The organism is Streptomyces sp. NPDC002701 (genome assembly GCF_042889045.1).
In the GTDB taxonomy this organism is placed as follows: Bacteria; Actinomycetota; Actinomycetes; order Streptomycetales; family Streptomycetaceae; genus Streptomyces.
Genome location: NZ_JBIAQL010000026.1, coordinates 46,215 through 60,504, shown reverse-complemented (window position 1 = coordinate 60,504; position 14,290 = coordinate 46,215). Strand labels below are relative to the sequence as shown.

14 protein-coding genes are annotated in these 14,290 nt (G+C 68.5%); 5 read left to right on the top strand and 9 right to left on the bottom strand.

Annotation, left to right across the window (positions count from 1 at the left end; all coding sequences use genetic code 11):
* The first annotated feature begins 66 nt into the window (after window positions 1–66).
* Together ACFYXC_RS36630 and ACFYXC_RS36625 are read left to right on the top strand one after the other, a co-directional pair.
* Window positions 67–552 carry a hypothetical protein gene (locus ACFYXC_RS36630; protein WP_389556884.1) on the top strand — a complete coding sequence of 162 codons (486 nt, stop codon included), beginning with the start codon at window positions 67–69 and terminating at the stop codon, window positions 550–552.
* The gene (locus tag ACFYXC_RS36625; protein WP_389556882.1) at window positions 539–1,072 is read left to right on the top strand and encodes a hypothetical protein; all 534 of its coding nucleotides are present in this window, start codon (window positions 539–541) and stop codon (window positions 1,070–1,072) included. The genes ACFYXC_RS36630 and ACFYXC_RS36625 overlap by 14 nt, the downstream gene beginning before the upstream one ends.
* A gap of 66 nt (window positions 1,073–1,138) precedes the next feature.
* On the opposite strand, the gene ACFYXC_RS36620 is transcribed toward ACFYXC_RS36625, so the two are convergent.
* The 9 genes from ACFYXC_RS36620 to ACFYXC_RS36580 all read right to left on the bottom strand — a co-directional run bounded on the left by ACFYXC_RS36620 (window position 1,139) and on the right by ACFYXC_RS36580 (window position 12,225).
* A complete protein-coding gene (locus ACFYXC_RS36620) occupies window positions 1,139–2,308 on the bottom strand; it encodes a protein kinase (protein ID WP_389556881.1) in 1,170 nt (389 codons plus the stop codon).
* Between the two features lie 106 nt (window positions 2,309–2,414).
* Window positions 2,415–2,732 carry a hypothetical protein gene (locus tag ACFYXC_RS36615; RefSeq protein WP_389556879.1) on the bottom strand — a complete coding sequence of 106 codons (318 nt, stop codon included), beginning with the start codon at window positions 2,730–2,732 and terminating at the stop codon, window positions 2,415–2,417.
* Window positions 2,733–3,117: 385 nt separating this feature from the next.
* Window positions 3,118–3,456 carry a hypothetical protein gene (locus tag ACFYXC_RS36610; protein ID WP_389556877.1) on the bottom strand — a complete coding sequence of 113 codons (339 nt, stop codon included), beginning with the start codon at window positions 3,454–3,456 and terminating at the stop codon, window positions 3,118–3,120.
* Between the two features lie 638 nt (window positions 3,457–4,094).
* The gene (locus tag ACFYXC_RS36605; RefSeq protein WP_389556875.1) at window positions 4,095–4,721 is read right to left on the bottom strand and encodes a sigma-70 family RNA polymerase sigma factor; all 627 of its coding nucleotides are present in this window, start codon (window positions 4,719–4,721) and stop codon (window positions 4,095–4,097) included.
* Between the two features lie 232 nt (window positions 4,722–4,953).
* A complete protein-coding gene (locus ACFYXC_RS36600) occupies window positions 4,954–5,124 on the bottom strand; it encodes a hypothetical protein (RefSeq protein ID WP_389556873.1) in 171 nt (56 codons plus the stop codon).
* Window positions 5,125–5,518: 394 nt separating this feature from the next.
* A complete protein-coding gene (locus ACFYXC_RS36595) occupies window positions 5,519–7,960 on the bottom strand; it encodes a hypothetical protein (RefSeq protein WP_389556871.1) in 2,442 nt (813 codons plus the stop codon).
* Between the two features lie 1,640 nt (window positions 7,961–9,600).
* On the bottom strand, window positions 9,601–10,284 hold the full coding sequence (locus ACFYXC_RS36590) for a RibD family protein (RefSeq protein ID WP_389556869.1): 684 nt from the start codon (window positions 10,282–10,284) through the stop codon (window positions 9,601–9,603).
* 21 nt (window positions 10,285–10,305) lie between these two features.
* Window positions 10,306–11,739 (bottom strand): helix-turn-helix domain-containing protein, encoded by a 1,434-nt coding sequence (locus tag ACFYXC_RS36585; RefSeq protein ID WP_389556867.1) that lies wholly within the window; start codon window positions 11,737–11,739, stop codon window positions 10,306–10,308.
* 153 nt (window positions 11,740–11,892) lie between these two features.
* Entirely contained in the window at window positions 11,893–12,225 is a 333-nt protein-coding gene (locus ACFYXC_RS36580) for a GntR family transcriptional regulator (protein ID WP_389556865.1), read from the bottom strand.
* A 188-nt stretch (window positions 12,226–12,413) separates the two neighbouring features.
* Here ACFYXC_RS36580 and ACFYXC_RS36575 point away from each other — a divergent pair, with 188 nt between their 5' ends.
* The 3 genes from ACFYXC_RS36575 (at window position 12,414) to ACFYXC_RS36565 (ending at window position 14,196) form a co-directional block, all read left to right on the top strand.
* Complete coding sequence (locus tag ACFYXC_RS36575) at window positions 12,414–12,833, top strand: hypothetical protein (RefSeq protein ID WP_389556863.1); 420 nt, start codon at window positions 12,414–12,416, stop codon at window positions 12,831–12,833.
* 42 nt (window positions 12,834–12,875) lie between these two features.
* Complete coding sequence (locus ACFYXC_RS36570) at window positions 12,876–13,187, top strand: hypothetical protein (protein WP_389556861.1); 312 nt, start codon at window positions 12,876–12,878, stop codon at window positions 13,185–13,187.
* Between the two features lie 262 nt (window positions 13,188–13,449).
* Entirely contained in the window at window positions 13,450–14,196 is a 747-nt protein-coding gene (locus ACFYXC_RS36565; protein WP_389556859.1) for a hypothetical protein, read from the top strand.
* The last annotated feature ends 94 nt before the right edge of the window (window positions 14,197–14,290 follow it).

Here is a 14,290-nt window from a genome sequence, read left to right as displayed (position 1 = left end):
GCGATCGGCGGATCGGGCTAGGCGCGGCCGGTACGGTGCCGGGTGAGACGTCGACAGCAGGGGGAGATGGTGCTGAAGATCCGAGACCGTGGCGAGGTGCTGGGTTACGGAGTTCCGGTCGCGCTCTTCCTGCCCGGGGTCGCCTACCTCGGGATCAGCAACGGCCACCAGTTCATCACCAACGACTTCTTCGCCTTCATGTACTGCTGGGCCTGCGTCGGCTTCGCGTCGGTCCCGCTGATGTCGTGGCGCCGGGGCGGCGGCCGGTACGCGGACCCGGGCTTCGTACGCTCCGCGTGGTTCCCGTGGCTGTTCACCACCGGGCAGGGCGTCGCTTACAGTGCCCCGCGCGGCGACGCGAACGTCCTTTGGCTGATCTTCGGCTGGGGCGCGTTCATTTACGCCGGGATGATCGCCCTGTACTTCCTCGCCCGCGCACTCTGGGGCCCCGACGACGACCAGGTCGAGCCGTCGGCCGGCACCAGCGGTGCACCGCCCGAGACCCTCGCGACTGATATCGCCCACGCCGAACGTGCCGATGACGCCCGGTGACGACGCACGATCCGGACATGGCGCCGGGCCCCTTCTGCCTCCATCGGACACGGCAAATCCCTGCTACGAAGCCTGGCTCGAGCAGTGGCTATGCGATCTCGAACACGCGCCTACCGAAGAGGAGCAGAGCGCGTGGGCCGATGCCCTGGCCGAAGAAGTGCGGACCACCTACCCAGGCGTGCACGTCAGCCTTGAGATCAGTCGCGGTTATCTCCTGCTGTACTTGATCGTCCTCCCTGAGAGCGAGCGAGGCATCGGACTCGGCACGCGCGTCATGGAGCACCTCGTCTCCGCGGCCGACCTGCGCGGAGCAGCGATGACGCTCAGCCCGACCGAAAACTTCGGCGCGGACCCGGACCGACTTCATGACTTCTACCGGCGTTTCGGCTTCATCGCCAACAAATGGCGCGGTGAGATCGGTGCCGCAGAGGAAAGCATGGTCCGCGTACCACGCAACTCCGTCGCAGTGGCTGACAGCCCGGCATGCTCAGGCAGTGGCAGCAAGGAAAGCGCGAGCTGATATAGCCCGGCGGAACCGAACCAGCTCCGTCGTGCTGTCCGCGCCGACCGGAATCCGGAGGCTCGTTCAGTCAGTGACATGGACGGTGACGTACAGGTCTCCGGGCGCTCCGCCATGCTCGCCCGGCGCGCCAAATTCCCTGAGCCGGATCTTCTGCCCGTTCCGGACACCAGCGGGAATGCGAATATTGAAGGTGCGCCGCTTGCTGGCGACCCTGCCCTCCCCTCTGCAGACAGTGCAGTCCAACAGCCTTGTCTCGACTCCTGTGGTGGCGCAGGCAGGGCAGTTTTCGCGGGCGGTCATACGCATGGGGATGACCGCACCACCGGTGGCTTCGTCCGGGTGGAGCCAGACTTCGGAGGTGACGTCGGCCCCACGGCTGGGGATGGGCGAAGTGCTGCCGAAGTAGCGGTCACCCATTTCTTCCAGGAGGTCATAGACCTCATCGGCGCTGTCCGGCCGCTGGGCGGGGTCCTTGGCCAAGAGCCGGTCGACGAGTCGTTCCAGTTCCACGGGGGCGTCCGGGCGCAGGGTGCGCAGTGGGGCGGGCTGTTCGTTGAGGTGCTGGTTGATCAGGTGCCAGGACGTGCCAGTGAAGGGCCGTTGGCCGGTGGCCGTCTCGAAGAGCACGCAGCCGAGCGAGTACAGGTCGGAGCGGTAGTCGAAGGTGCCGGACAGCGCTTCGGGTGCCATGTAGGCCGGGGTGCCGATCAGGACGCCGGTGGTGGTGATGTCGTGCCGGGCATCGCTTCCCTTGGTGATGCCGAAGTCGACGACCGTCGCCTCGCCGTTGTCCCGGACCATGATGTTGGACGGCTTGATGTCCCGGTGGGTAAGGCCGGCCTCGTGCGCGGCTTCCAGGGCGTCGGCGACGCAGGACGCCATGTACAGGGCCTTCGGCAGGGGCAGTGGGCCGGCTTCCAGGAGGGCACTGAGGGACGTGCCGGGGAGCAGCTGCATCACCAGGTAGGCGTACGGCCGCTCGTGATGCATCGTGGAGCCGAAGTCGTGCACGGTGACGATGTGCGGGTGGGACAGGCCGCCGGCGACCGCGGCCTCGCGGGCGAACCGGGCCACCTGCCGGTCGTGGTCCGCGCTGCCGTCACCTGTGAGGACCTTGACCGCCACCAGCCGGTCGACCTTCGGGTCATGTGCTTGCCAGACCTGCCCGAACCCGCCCGCGCCGACCGGCTCGATCAGCCGGTAGCGTCCGTCCAGCACGGTCCCTGCCTGCACGACTCCCCCCTTCGGTGCGCGACGCGACGCACGGTGTCCCAGACGTACCCGTAACGCTACGCCGGGACAACCACCAGTAACAGGGGGAGCTGATCTATCAGTTGGCTCAGGCCGTGGTCCGTAGCTCAGCCGACTCCGAGAGGCTGGTGGGCGTCCCCGACTCCCGGGTCGCGCGTTCTTGCCGGGCCCGGCGCAGCGCGGCGGCCTCGGTCGCCGCGGCCTGGCGGCGGCGCTGGGCGCGGGCCTCGAGGCCGTTGTTCCGCGCGGCGAGGCGGGCCTGCTGCAGAGCGACCCGGGCGAGGTCGATGCCGGACGGCTCTGGGCCGTCATTGCTGCTGGTCTGGTCGGTGAGGGTGGTCCGCTCGGCCGCGCCACCCGGAAGGCGGGCGAGTTCCGGGGATACGCGGCCAGCAACCGCGCCCAAGCCGCCAACGCCCGCGCCGAGAAGGCCCCACGCGCCACGATTGCCAAGAAGTTCCCGCAGCTGCACGACCGGGAGGCGATCCCGCGCCGGGTCCGCCAGCAGGCGAAGCAGACCGCTCAACAGCGATCCGCTGGCACCGAGCCCTCGCAGCCGAAGCAGTCCAAGGGACGAGGGCTGAAATAAAAGGCCGATCGCGCCTTCAGCAGCCTCCCCTGTGGACCAGCGCATCGGACGCGTGAGGTTTTGGACTTGCTGGAGCGTCCTGCACGCGCACGCGCGGAGGACGGTCCAGAACACTGATCGTTACCTAGGGGTCGGAGGCAAGGTCCCCGAGCTGGCGCCTGCGGGACTTTCGGCATTCGTGCTGTTCTGCAGGTCTGTGCCGTTATCCACAGGACTGCTGGACGGAGGCCGCCGCGATCCATGCGGCGACCGCGACCTTGAACAGCTCGACGGCGATGTCATACATCCCCAGCAGGGCGAAGGTTGCACCGACCGCGAACGCGAGCGAACCACCACAGAAGAGCCCCGCGCGGCTGTGCGCCCTAGCCCATCGGGCGGCGTTTCGGCGGTACTGGCGCCGACGCTGGCGGCGCATCTGACGGAGTCGGCGGCGCTGAGCCTTCAGCTCCCTTCCGGCCGTGATGATCATCTCCTCGAACGTGCTCTGGAACAGTTCGGGCAGATCGTCGCTCTGGCCGTCAGGAAGAGGGATGCTGGTCATGGAACGGACCTCCTGGTCGCGGTTCCCGCCGCTCGGGGTTGGTAGCCATGTCGAGCGGACGGTGCGAGGACACCTCATGTGCCCCTGCACCAACACCAGTAGGGCCGGAGTCCCTGGCGTTTGCTCCAGGACTCCGGCCCTACTCATTTTTACGGGTTCAGCCTGCGTGCTGGCGCACCCCCGCCCGCCACCATGCAGGCCGCCGTAAGAGTTCACTCATCCGAGGCACCCTTCGTTCGAAGGGCGTGCGGTCCACCTACGACAAGTGCATCCGGTCGAGCCCATCGCGTTGCGCCCATACCGGGAAGGTGAAGGGTGCGCAGCAGGCCGACGGCAGCGAGCATCACGAAACGTCCCCCGCTCACCGTCCGGGCCGGGCGGGGCCGGGCCGGAAACAGCGTCTCCTTGATCGGTACAAACGCGATGAGCAAGGCATCCCACACCCGCCCCATCCTGTATGCAAGCAGCGCGAGCACCGTGCGTGCTACGAGCCCCCAGTCCTTGTTTCGTTCCACGATTCGCTCTCCTCGGTCGGTATGCGTGTGGTGGTGTCACTGCCGGCCAAGCAGCCCACCCTCGGTGAGCGCGGACCGTCGGATCCGACGGTCCGCGCTCCCGGGCGAGAGGTTGCTGGGCACTCACGCCAGACCGAGGCGTCCTCGGACGGGCTTGAGCTTCACGCGCGCCCGGTAGACGGCATTGCGCACGGCCCCGTCCGAGATCTCCAGCAGCTGGGCCGCCTGCGTGGAGGTCATACCGTCGATCTTCACGAGGGCGAGCGCGAGAAGTTCGCGGGGCTTCAACTCCCCCGCGAGCGTTTCGACAAGTCGCTCCAGCAGAAGCCGCTCCTCGATTGGGGCCTCGACCGAGCTGGCGTCGAAGTTCACGATGTAGCCGGGAAGCGGCATAGCAGCTTCGTCCAGGGCCCAGGTGTCGTCCCCGATCAGCAGTTCCCGCTTGCGCTGAGCGGTCAGCGTCCAGTGAAACCTCTTGATGGCGTTACTGAAGGACTTCCATGCGTAGTCCTTGATCTCATCTTGGACGGGGCCGCTCGTCAGCCTCGTGTGCAGGCCCTGGAAGGTCTTGTCCGAGACTTCGCCCTCGTGTACCTCCCCTACGTTGACGAGGACGTGACGGCGGAACGACGGCTCGTTCGCCGAGATGTACCCCCACTGAGGCCGTGACTCCGAAGGCAGCTTCGCCTCCGGGCACAGAAGGGGCAGGATGCTTTCGCGCTGACCCGGGATCAGCGGACGCTTCTTCACGTTGGTTGTCCTTTGGTCAAGTGCCGACTTGTACGGACCCCCGCAGCCCGCCGCAGTAGTCCCAGTCCCGGTAGGAAGCCGTTCGTTTGACGATTTGGACGTGACCTGCAACACAAAACCTCTTTGGGTGTCGCCCTCGTCAGGTGGATGCGCCCTTGTGTAAGAACAATCCAGAACCGCGCAGGGCCCCGGCGTGTTCGCTGCCGAGGTCGCCGACCCGGGCCCGGCCCGGTCACCGGCCGACTGGCTCCAGATACCGCTCCCGCCAGCGGTTGGGATTGTCGGTGCCCAGCCGTATCCACCCCTCGCGGCGCTGCAGGGCGGGCATGGTGATGGCGAACACCGAGACCGCGATGTCCCGCAGTCGGGTGCCGGGATCTGCAACGACCGTACGACCCGTCACCGCGGTGGCCACCTCGGCAAGAAGCGCTCGTGGATGCGCCGTCAGTGCTTTCGCCCGGTTCCCCAAGGCAGTTGCGGCCGGAGGGTCACAGGTAGGACTGGAGCCAGTACAGGGGCAGTGCGGCCGCCCCGGTGCCCAGGCCGGCCGCGCAGCAGAGCGAAGGGGGCGGCATCACGCAGGCGGCGGCGTTTGCGGCGCGATCCCGTGCGGGAAATGAGGGTCATCATCATGCCGATCGCCGCACCGAGCCCAAGCGGCTCGCGGCCGTCACGGCGTACGACGGTGCCAGTGTGTCGCTTCGCCTTCTTCGTCTGGGCGGCGCCGTTCCGCTTCGCCGCCTCACAGGCCGCGACCAGGGCCTGGCACGCGAGGTCGACCCCGCTCGGCTCGGTGCTCACGCGATCACCGCTCCGATGGCGTCGCCATCCAGCGGGCGCGTGGCAAGCTCCAGCAGCCTGCCCGTCCACGGCGCGGCCGCGACCGGCTCGGTGCGGGCGGCGGTCTGCTCGCGCAGCTGCTCCAGCCGCGTCGCCAGCAGGTACCCAGCCACGCGCTCTCGGGCCGCATCGGCGGCCTTCGTCGCGGCGACGACGGCATCCGCGCCGGACGGGTTGTACTGGAACCATGGGCGGCCCTGCTCGGACCGGTACGCACGCCGGGCCTCGGCTTCTGCCTCCGCCGTGCGGCCCAGCAGCGCCAGGGCGTCGTCCTGGTACGCGCCGACGGCCTGCTGTGCGGTCTGGAACGCGGTGAACGCGTACGCGTCCGCAGCCGCCTGCGGATCGGCCTCCAGGGTGGCCACGTCGGTGATCTCCAGGAACTCCTGCCACGCGGCGGCGGTGCTGTCGCCGATGGCCGTGCGGGCCCCGGCGACGGCGGCCGCGATGCTGCCCGCCTCGCTCAGGTCGGCGGACCCGGCCGCCGCGAGGAGACCGGCCTCACCGATCAGTGCCTCGGTCTGACGACGGTGGTCGCACGCCTCGCACAGCCCGGCCGCCCGGCCGCGCCCGCAGTCCTCGCACGCCAGCGCCTGGCGGACTGCGTCGGCGGCGGCCGCGGCCTGGCGCTCGCGTTCCGCCTGCTCAGCGGCTGCCGCACGGGCCGCCTCGCGCCGGGCCCGCTCCGCGCGGGCCTGCTCCTGGCGCCACGCGAGGTCCTCCGCCTCGATGGCGACCCGCTCGCGCAGCCGCTCCTCAAGGACGCGGCGGCGCTCGCCATCGGCCAGGCCGGGCAGCTCCCGGTCGATGTCCGCGCCGATCCGGGCACGCCAGGCACGGCGCAGGTGGATGACGTTGCCGCAGTTCTCGCAGTCCTCACCCGTGTCGAGCCGGACCCCGTCGTCGCACTTGCGATGCGAGCAGGCGCGCCGCTGGGGCAGACCCCGGCGGATCAGCCAGGGGAACGGCTTGTCGACCAGGGCCCCGCCGCCGGTCTCCGCCAGGCGGTCGGTGAGCCGGTCGGCCAGCAGCCGCGGCGCACCCTCCGGCGCTACTCCCAGGCCCGCCAGGTGCTCCAACTCCGCCTTCGCGGCGGCCTTCACCTGGTCCTGCTGCCACCCCGACAGCCGCTCCCACAGCCAGGAGACCGGCCCCAGCGCTACCCGCAGACGAAGATCAGCCGGAAGGGCCACATGCCTCTGCTGCTGCGCCTCTTCCCACCCCCCGGTCTTAGGCTGGCCACCGGCACCAGCCCCGGTAACGCGCTGCCCCACCCGCTCATCGACCTGGGACTCCTTCGGCTTTTCCCCGCGCAGCGGGCCATCCTCGGCCACCGGCGACCCGCTCCGGGCAACGCCGGTGGAATCGTCGACGGCCTGGTCCTCGCCCGCGCACACGCGCTCCGGCCGACGGCCTTCACCCCCACGGTCTTCGCCGGAAAAACCATAATCAAGCTGCGGAGGAACTACGGCAGTAACCACAGAAGCGTGGTGTGCGTGGAGCTCTGCACCATCGGGACGCTCCTGATCCACCGCATCCCCGGTGCCCTCGGCACCGCCGATCCCAGACGTACCAAGGGCACCAGCAGCACCGGCCGGACCATGATCTCCGCACGCACCATCAGGACGCGCCGAAAACACCGGACTGGCGCTCTCAACAGCCTCTACAGAGGCCAGGCGGCGGCCGTACGCGCGGGCGACCGGCAGCAGCATGACCCGGCCCCGGCCGCGCATCCGCGTCGACGTCTCCCGGTGCTGCCGCGCCACGACACCGGCCTCCGTCAGCCGCGCCAGAACCTTCCGGGCACCCGACGTCGAGCAGCCCAGCAACCGGGCCAGCGTCGCCGCCCCACGCCCCTCACGCTTCTTCACAGAGCCGCCGACCAGCTGCAGCCAGCCCGAGGCCGGGGTGTTCAGCACCATCAGCAGCAGCCCGAGCCGGTCGGTCGCCGCCCCCTTACCCGTACGGCCGGCCAGCAGCCCCGGCGGCGTCGGCTCCTTGTCCTCCGGCGTCCAGCCGTGCCCGAACAGCGCCTCACACAGGTGCAGCAGCGTCGCGAGCTCCGCCTTCGTCAGCGCCAGAGGGTGCCCCGCTCCCCCGCTCTTGCGGGCGTTCCACAGCGGCATGACCAGGCAGTCCAGCCCGGTCGGGTGCCCTTTCGCGTTCCTCTTCACCTTGGTGTGCAGCGCGTCCGTGCCTCGCAGCGCGGGCAGCACCTTGTGGTGGACCGTGGATTCCTTCATGCCCATCCACCGGCCGAGCTCCGCGCCCCAGATCGAGGTCTGGTTGTCATCCTTCTCGCCCTTGGGCGCCCGCGACTTTGCGTACAGCACCACGGCTGCCAGCTTCGGTGCGTCCTTCAATCCGGCGATCGACGGGTCCGTCAGCAGCGCCTGCACCGCGTCGCGTAGCCGCAGCCGCATCGCCCGCCCGAGACGCAGCGGGTCCTCTGGGCCCTCATCGTCCGGCTTCCCGGAGGCCGGCACCGACCGCAACGCGTTCCGCTGCCCGGGAAGCCGGGGCCGGTCGACGGAGTTGTCGACGTCCTCCCACAGAGGGTGGTCCAGCACGGCGGCCGGTGCCGCCGGGGCGCTCACCGGCGCACCGCCCCGACCGAAGTGGCGGACACCGCGAGAGTCGAACATCCCATCGTCGCTTGCGTCATTGGGCCGGTGTTCATGCCGTAGCGCACACCCCCGTCCGGAGCGTGCGGAACCTGCGTTTCCTGATCCATCCGCCGACCCTGCACCGGATGGTCTGTGGACGAAGTCCGCCAAGCCCCGATCATCCTCCGCGTTCCCGCACGGCGAGTAACGATCTTGGAACGCGTCCCTTCAGGCGGGACGGTGCTGTCGAGGGCGTCCGGCATCCACCGGCACACAGACTGGCCGCAGCCCCCGGTCACAGTGATTGCGTGGGGTGTGACGTCGGCCATGCCTGTAGAGCAATATGGCGGATTTGCGCGGTAAAGGCTGTATGTGCGGGCATGCCGAAGCTGGCGGCCCGCAGGATGGTCATGCACAATGACTCCTGTCGAGGGGCTCCCGCCTCACGGCATGACGAAGCCCCCTAGGGGTGCTTCGGGTTTCGTGGCGAAACCTGATGTTGAACCGTCCGACCGGCTCCCAACCGGACGGACAATCCCTTCGGAGGGGCCTCCCAAGCCCTCTCCGGTGGCAGATGGGCGCTGAGCCGAGGTGACTTCCCAATCACCTAGCGGCTGAGCGGCCCGGGGCGGCACGAAGACCCGTACGGGCGCCGCCCCCGACGACTACGTCATCCCGGCCCCCTCATAAGAGGTGCGGACCGGGGCGTGCACGGACAGCGCAATCACCCCGTCGAAGGACCAGCAGTCGGCATGGCTGCTGCCCCCACGGCGGGGTGCTGTGTGTCGGGTGACGGGTACGGGTACCCTGATCACGTCGGCACCTTCCTTCTCGCGAAAAGGGTGCTCGGCAGGCTCTCGGACCCCTCCTACAAGGTCCGTCGGCCACGTGGCCCCTCCCGGCTTGTCCAAGGCCGGTAGACGGGGCCACTTTTCTTTTTGATCAACGCTGGGGGTCACTGTACCGGTCCCGCCGAACTCAGCACTGTCCCAGGGCATACGTGTCGCAAAGCCAGACGACCACTGACGGCACATCATGACCCCATACCTCCCTGCCGAATTTGTACCTCTCGGCGATCAACTGCGCTGATCACACGGCACGTGCCCATGATCCGAACAGGAACCGGGCCGGAATCCCAAGAAGATTTGCACAGACACCCCCGCGAATCCCACCGGGCGGAAACAACCTGCTCGCGGCGCCCGCCCTACGGACGCACCAGCGATCGGCTCCCGAAGCGCGCGGTGCACTCGCTGGGTGCAGGTGATGATTCCGTTGATGCACTGCCGGGAGCGAGCCCGAGGACCGGTGCTACGGCAACTTCGGCACCTTCCAGCTCGCCAGCCTGGATACGTGCGATGGCCAAGGCGCTGTGCGAGCCGGCCTGGTCGCACGCTGTATCCAGCGCAGGTCGTGGTCTCGGTCAGGTGCGTACATCAGGCGGTGCGCTCCTTCGGTGCGTAGCGGACGAGGACCACGTCGTCGATCGCTCGGATCTCCAGCACCTTCATCCGGGCCGTCGTTCCGCCGGGGTAGTCGGCGGCGCCCAGGAAGCGTGCCGCCTCCGGCTGACCCACCAGCAGCGGCGCGATGGCCAGGTGCACTTCGTCGGCGAGGTTCGCGGCCATGAGCTGGGTGTGGATCGTGCCGCCGCCCTCCACCATGAGCCGGCCGACGCCACGTCGTCCGAGCTCATCGAGGACCAGGCCCCAGTCGAGCTCCGGACCTACGCTGACGACGTCGGCGAGGCCTTCGAGCGTGGCGCGCACCTTCTCCACTGCGTCGTCGACGGTGACGACCAGCTTTTCACCGCCGTGGTGCCAGAAGTTGAGGTCGGCGGAGAGATCGCCAGTCCGGGTGACCGTGACCTTGAGCGGGTACTCCGGCTTGCCCTTGGCAACGCGCTGAGCGCGGCGTTCGGCGCTGTTGACCAGGAGGCGCGGGTTGTCCTTCCGCATGGTCGTCGCGCCGATCAGGATGGCGTCGGACTCCGCGCGGACCTGGTCGACGCGGTCGAAGTCGGGGGCGTTGGACAGGCGCAGCCGCTCGGGGCTGGCGTCGTCCAGGTAGCCGTCGACCGACATTGCGGCAGAGAGGATGACGTACGGGCGTGTGGTCATTGGAGTTGGGATCCGTTTCTCTCAGGCTTCGTGGGCGAGGACGGCGTCGAAGTTCTCACGGAAGGCGGACACCTCCGGCTGGCACTGCCACGGGATCAGCGTCTGATCGAGACGGATGAGCTCGCGCATGATGCGGCCCGACCCGGTGTCGTTGGCGACCGTCAGGGCCTGGAGGCCGACTGCGGCGGCTTCCTCGGGTGCACCTGCACCGGCGTGAGCGACCGCCGCGCGGGCCAGGTATACGCCCCGGTCCCGGTGATAGCCCTCTGGCAGGGCCTTGATGGCGTTGGTGAAGATCTCTGCGGCTTCGGTGTGCTTCCCCAGAACCTCCAGCCCTTGCGCGCGGTGGACGTCGACGTACTGCTCGTTGAGCCACACGCCCCAGGGAGTCGCGTCGCTCGACACGCGGTCAAGAGCGTTGCGGACGTCATCGATAGCGCGCTCGCTGTTCGAGAACTCGCCTCGCAGCGCGTGGCCGTAGGACTCGTAAGTCCGGGCCACCGCGGCGAGACGGCTGCGCGGCCGGGCCATACGCTGTGCCGCCTCGGCCAGGTCGACGACGTCGACCAGGTCCCGCTTCTCCCCAGCGAGCTGCGCCTTGCGAGCCATGACGTAAGAGGTCAGGTCGCTGTCGCCGACGGTGTGGCTCCACTGGAAGGCGCGGTCGAGCCAGAACTCCGCGCTTTCGAAATCACCGAGGTCCTGGTAGAGCCAGGAGGCGAATTCTGCGTACTGGGTCTGCAACTCCATCAGGGCCTGACGGTCGACGCCCTGGGTGTCGCGGCGCAGGGTCTTGATGTGTTCGATGTTCTCGCGCACGGTCTTGATGGCGTGCCCCGGTCCGAGCAGGTTGTCGTTGTCGATCAGCAGTCGGCGAGCGCGCTTGAAGTGCTCGATGGGCGTGTCGCTGTAGGCGGCTGCGGACCGTGCGGGCAGCTTTAGGCCCGGCACGGCTTCAGCGTCGGCGACCGCCGGCGTGCCTACGCCGAATGCCGCCGCAGCACCGAGGCCCACCCCACCACGCAGCAGGTCACGTCGATCGAGCGCCACGAATACCACCGATCCATCCCGTAGACGAGCGGGGACAAGGGTCCCCTCATGATCAGACGCTGCCTGTTGGACACCAGCCATGGCCAGCCCGATCGATGCTTCGGATACATGGGGGGCCGAAACGGATACACGCCCAGGGACGGATACAGGCGGATGGATGCGCTCCCAGAGGTCGACCAGGACGCCGCCGGCCCGGAGTAACGAGTCGACCAGTTCGACCTCTGTCCGGTCCTTCGGCGGCCGCTCGCCGTTCTCCCATTTCTGCAGCTTGGAGTGCGACATGAACGCCTTCTCGGCTAGGCCGCGCAGGGAGTAGCGCCGCGCTTCTCGGAACTCCCGGAGTGTGTAGCCGAAGCGGTACACGGGTGACTGATCAGGCGTCAACACCTTCGGCCGCTGGCCCACTTGGTGCCTCCTTCATGTCTCCACTCGGTGTATCCGGCGGCTGGATACACGGTCGATCTAGAACTCGCTCCGTGGCTGGGCCTACAACTTTGCTAACGAAGTTGAACCCGCCTCGGAGGGACGAACATGCAGAACGTGACGCAGGAAAGGACGTCAGTCGCTGCGTTCCTTCTCGATCTTTTCGAGACGGGTGGACAGGTCAGCGACCTGCTCCTCAAGTCTTTTGAGGGTGCGAGTCGTCGAGTCCTCGGTGGTGTCGCTGGCGGTCTCGGTGACGAACGATCCGCGCCCTTGGTGGGAGTAGACCAGTCCGGCTGTCCGCAGCTCAGTCAGTGCGCGTTGGACGGTGCCTGGCGCAACGCCGTACTCGTCGGCCAGCTCCCGAGTGCTCGGCAACTTCGTACCGGCTGTCCACCGTCCCGAGCGGATCTTGTCCCGTACGTCCTGAACGATTCGCTGGTATGGCTGGACGGCCTCGTTGCTCATGAGCGACATCGTAGGTCGACCCCCTCGACATAGCTAGCTTCCATAGCTTTCTCAACGAACCACTTGACACGCTTCGAACTGTATCAGCTAAGTTATGTATGTCGATAACGTGAGTGGAGTGGCAAAGGCCCCCACCTGCCACATCCCGGGATCACGCAGAGCCCGAACCTCGAAGGGAGCTCCACCCCATGAATGTCACTCGCCGCCCCGCCGCCAGCCTCACCATCGAGAACTTCGACGCTGAGACGCTCGCGCTCTTGGAGGCGGTTGGGGTGCCGCTCCCCGACTTCGGCGACATCGAGTTGGACGTGGCGTTCGGTACGCCGCTGGAGATGTACGAGCCGTGGGCGACCCCGCGCGAGCTGGCCCGATTTGAGGCCGGAGTAGGTCTGAAGAGCCAGGCCGAGCGGGAGCGGGAGCTGTGGGCGGAGTTCCTGGCGAGGCGGTGTGCGGCGCTGGACATCGTCGCTGCCGACCCGACCGTCACCGTCCTGGTCCGTGAGCGCTTGGTCGACGTCCTCCTCCCCTACGCCTCCCAGCTCAACCCCGCGAGCACGGAGGTGTCCGCTTGCCACGGCAGCGTGACCTCCGCCCCGCTCGCCGCCTGAACCCCGCCGATCCGCAGATCACACCGAGAGGACCTGATCGCGATGCAGACCCCGGACTCCTTCCACGACGCGCACGGCGACGTCACCACCTGGTCCACCGCCGAGATCGAGGGCTACGAGCACACGGTGGAAGCCGCGAGCCCGGCCTTCGCCGAGGCCACCGCCACCAACCGATTCGTCCTCGGCCGTCACGCCGAGGGCGGTCAGGTCGTCGTCGACCTCGCCACCGCCGAGGACCTGGCCCAGCGTCGCGAGGCCAGCACCCTCCACCTCCTCATCGGCGGCACCACGGGCAGCGGCAAGACCAGCCAGGCCGCGCTCCTGCAGGCGCAGATTGAGCGCTTCGCCAGCTGACCCCGGAGGCCTTCTATCAGGACCGCGCCCTGCTCGGCCCTGGTGGTGGGAAGCCGGACCCACGGTCTGATCCCGATCAACTTCATATGTCTGGCTGTCCGTGCTTACACGCCGGCCTTTGGTGACGAGTTCGACGCGGTCCCTTGGAGCCACAGCCAGATGAGCCACCCGCAGCTATTGCGCTGCCCGCCGGTCAGGAAGCTCGGGCTCGCCCGACTCCTGGCTGAAGGAGAACGCAATCGCTATCCCTGGGAGTCACTCAATGCGCCACAACGGCCGCGCCCCCATCAAGGCCAGCACTCTTCGCCCCGAACACCTCAACCTCCGGGAGGGCGAGACCCGCAGGGTCGTCTGCCCCGAATGCAAGACCTGGCACCGCCTGACCCGGTCGATGATCCACCCCCACCGCGACGGCGTTGCCCAGCCGAAGCCCGAAGGCCGCCGCTACCGCGACGCCTCCGTCAAGGACAAGCCGTCCAACGGCCGCCGCTGCCCCGGCAGCGCGCAGCGCATCGAGATCGACATCACCCCCGAGCAGTGGACCGAACGGCTGCTCACCGCCGAGAGCACGGCGTCCAGCCGCCGCACCACCAGCCCGGTCCGCAAGCCCCGCCCCCAGGCCGCGCCCGCGACCGCACAAATGAACGCTGCGGCCCGCGGCCCGCGCGAGCAGCTTGCCGAGCACCTCCAAGACGACTGCTCGCAGTGCCGACTCGGGCACTGCGCCCGGGTGATCGAGCTGCGCAAGCTGATCAGCCGCATCGCCCACACCGAGGTTCCCGAGTTGTACGGGCAGCTGCGCACGGCTCTGCACCAGCACCGCACCAGCTGCTCGCCGTGCAAAGCGGGCACGCCCTGCGAGGCGGGCCGCCGACTCGCCGCCCGGATGTCGGACCTCGCCCAGGACCAGATGCGCAGCGCCCGTCCCGACCTGTACCGCACGGCCCGTCAGGTCCCGACGGTCCACATGACGCGCGAGGGCTTCGTCGTCCAGACCGCGACTACCTGATTCCGAAGCCTGAGAAGACCACGAACGACCACGGCCGCCGCCCTCCCGACCAACACGGGGAGGGCGGCGGCCGTGGCTGCTCGTACGAACTATC

Excerpts from the sequence above, each read along its gene's own strand:
- ACFYXC_RS36630 (WP_389556884.1), top strand. The coding sequence starts at position 67 with ATGGTGCTGAAGATCCGAGACCGTGGCGAGGTGCTGGGTTACGGAGTT.
- ACFYXC_RS36625 (WP_389556882.1), top strand. The coding sequence starts at position 539 with ATGACGCCCGGTGACGACGCACGATCCGGACATGGCGCCGGGCCCCTT.
- ACFYXC_RS36610 (WP_389556877.1), bottom strand. The coding sequence starts at position 3,456 with ATGACCAGCATCCCTCTTCCTGACGGCCAGAGCGACGATCTGCCCGAA.
- ACFYXC_RS36590 (WP_389556869.1), bottom strand. The coding sequence starts at position 10,284 with ATGACCACACGCCCGTACGTCATCCTCTCTGCCGCAATGTCGGTCGAC.
- ACFYXC_RS36580 (WP_389556865.1), bottom strand. The coding sequence starts at position 12,225 with ATGAGCAACGAGGCCGTCCAGCCATACCAGCGAATCGTTCAGGACGTA.
- ACFYXC_RS36575 (WP_389556863.1), top strand. The coding sequence starts at position 12,414 with ATGAATGTCACTCGCCGCCCCGCCGCCAGCCTCACCATCGAGAACTTC.
- ACFYXC_RS36570 (WP_389556861.1), top strand. The coding sequence starts at position 12,876 with ATGCAGACCCCGGACTCCTTCCACGACGCGCACGGCGACGTCACCACC.
- ACFYXC_RS36565 (WP_389556859.1), top strand. The coding sequence starts at position 13,450 with ATGCGCCACAACGGCCGCGCCCCCATCAAGGCCAGCACTCTTCGCCCC.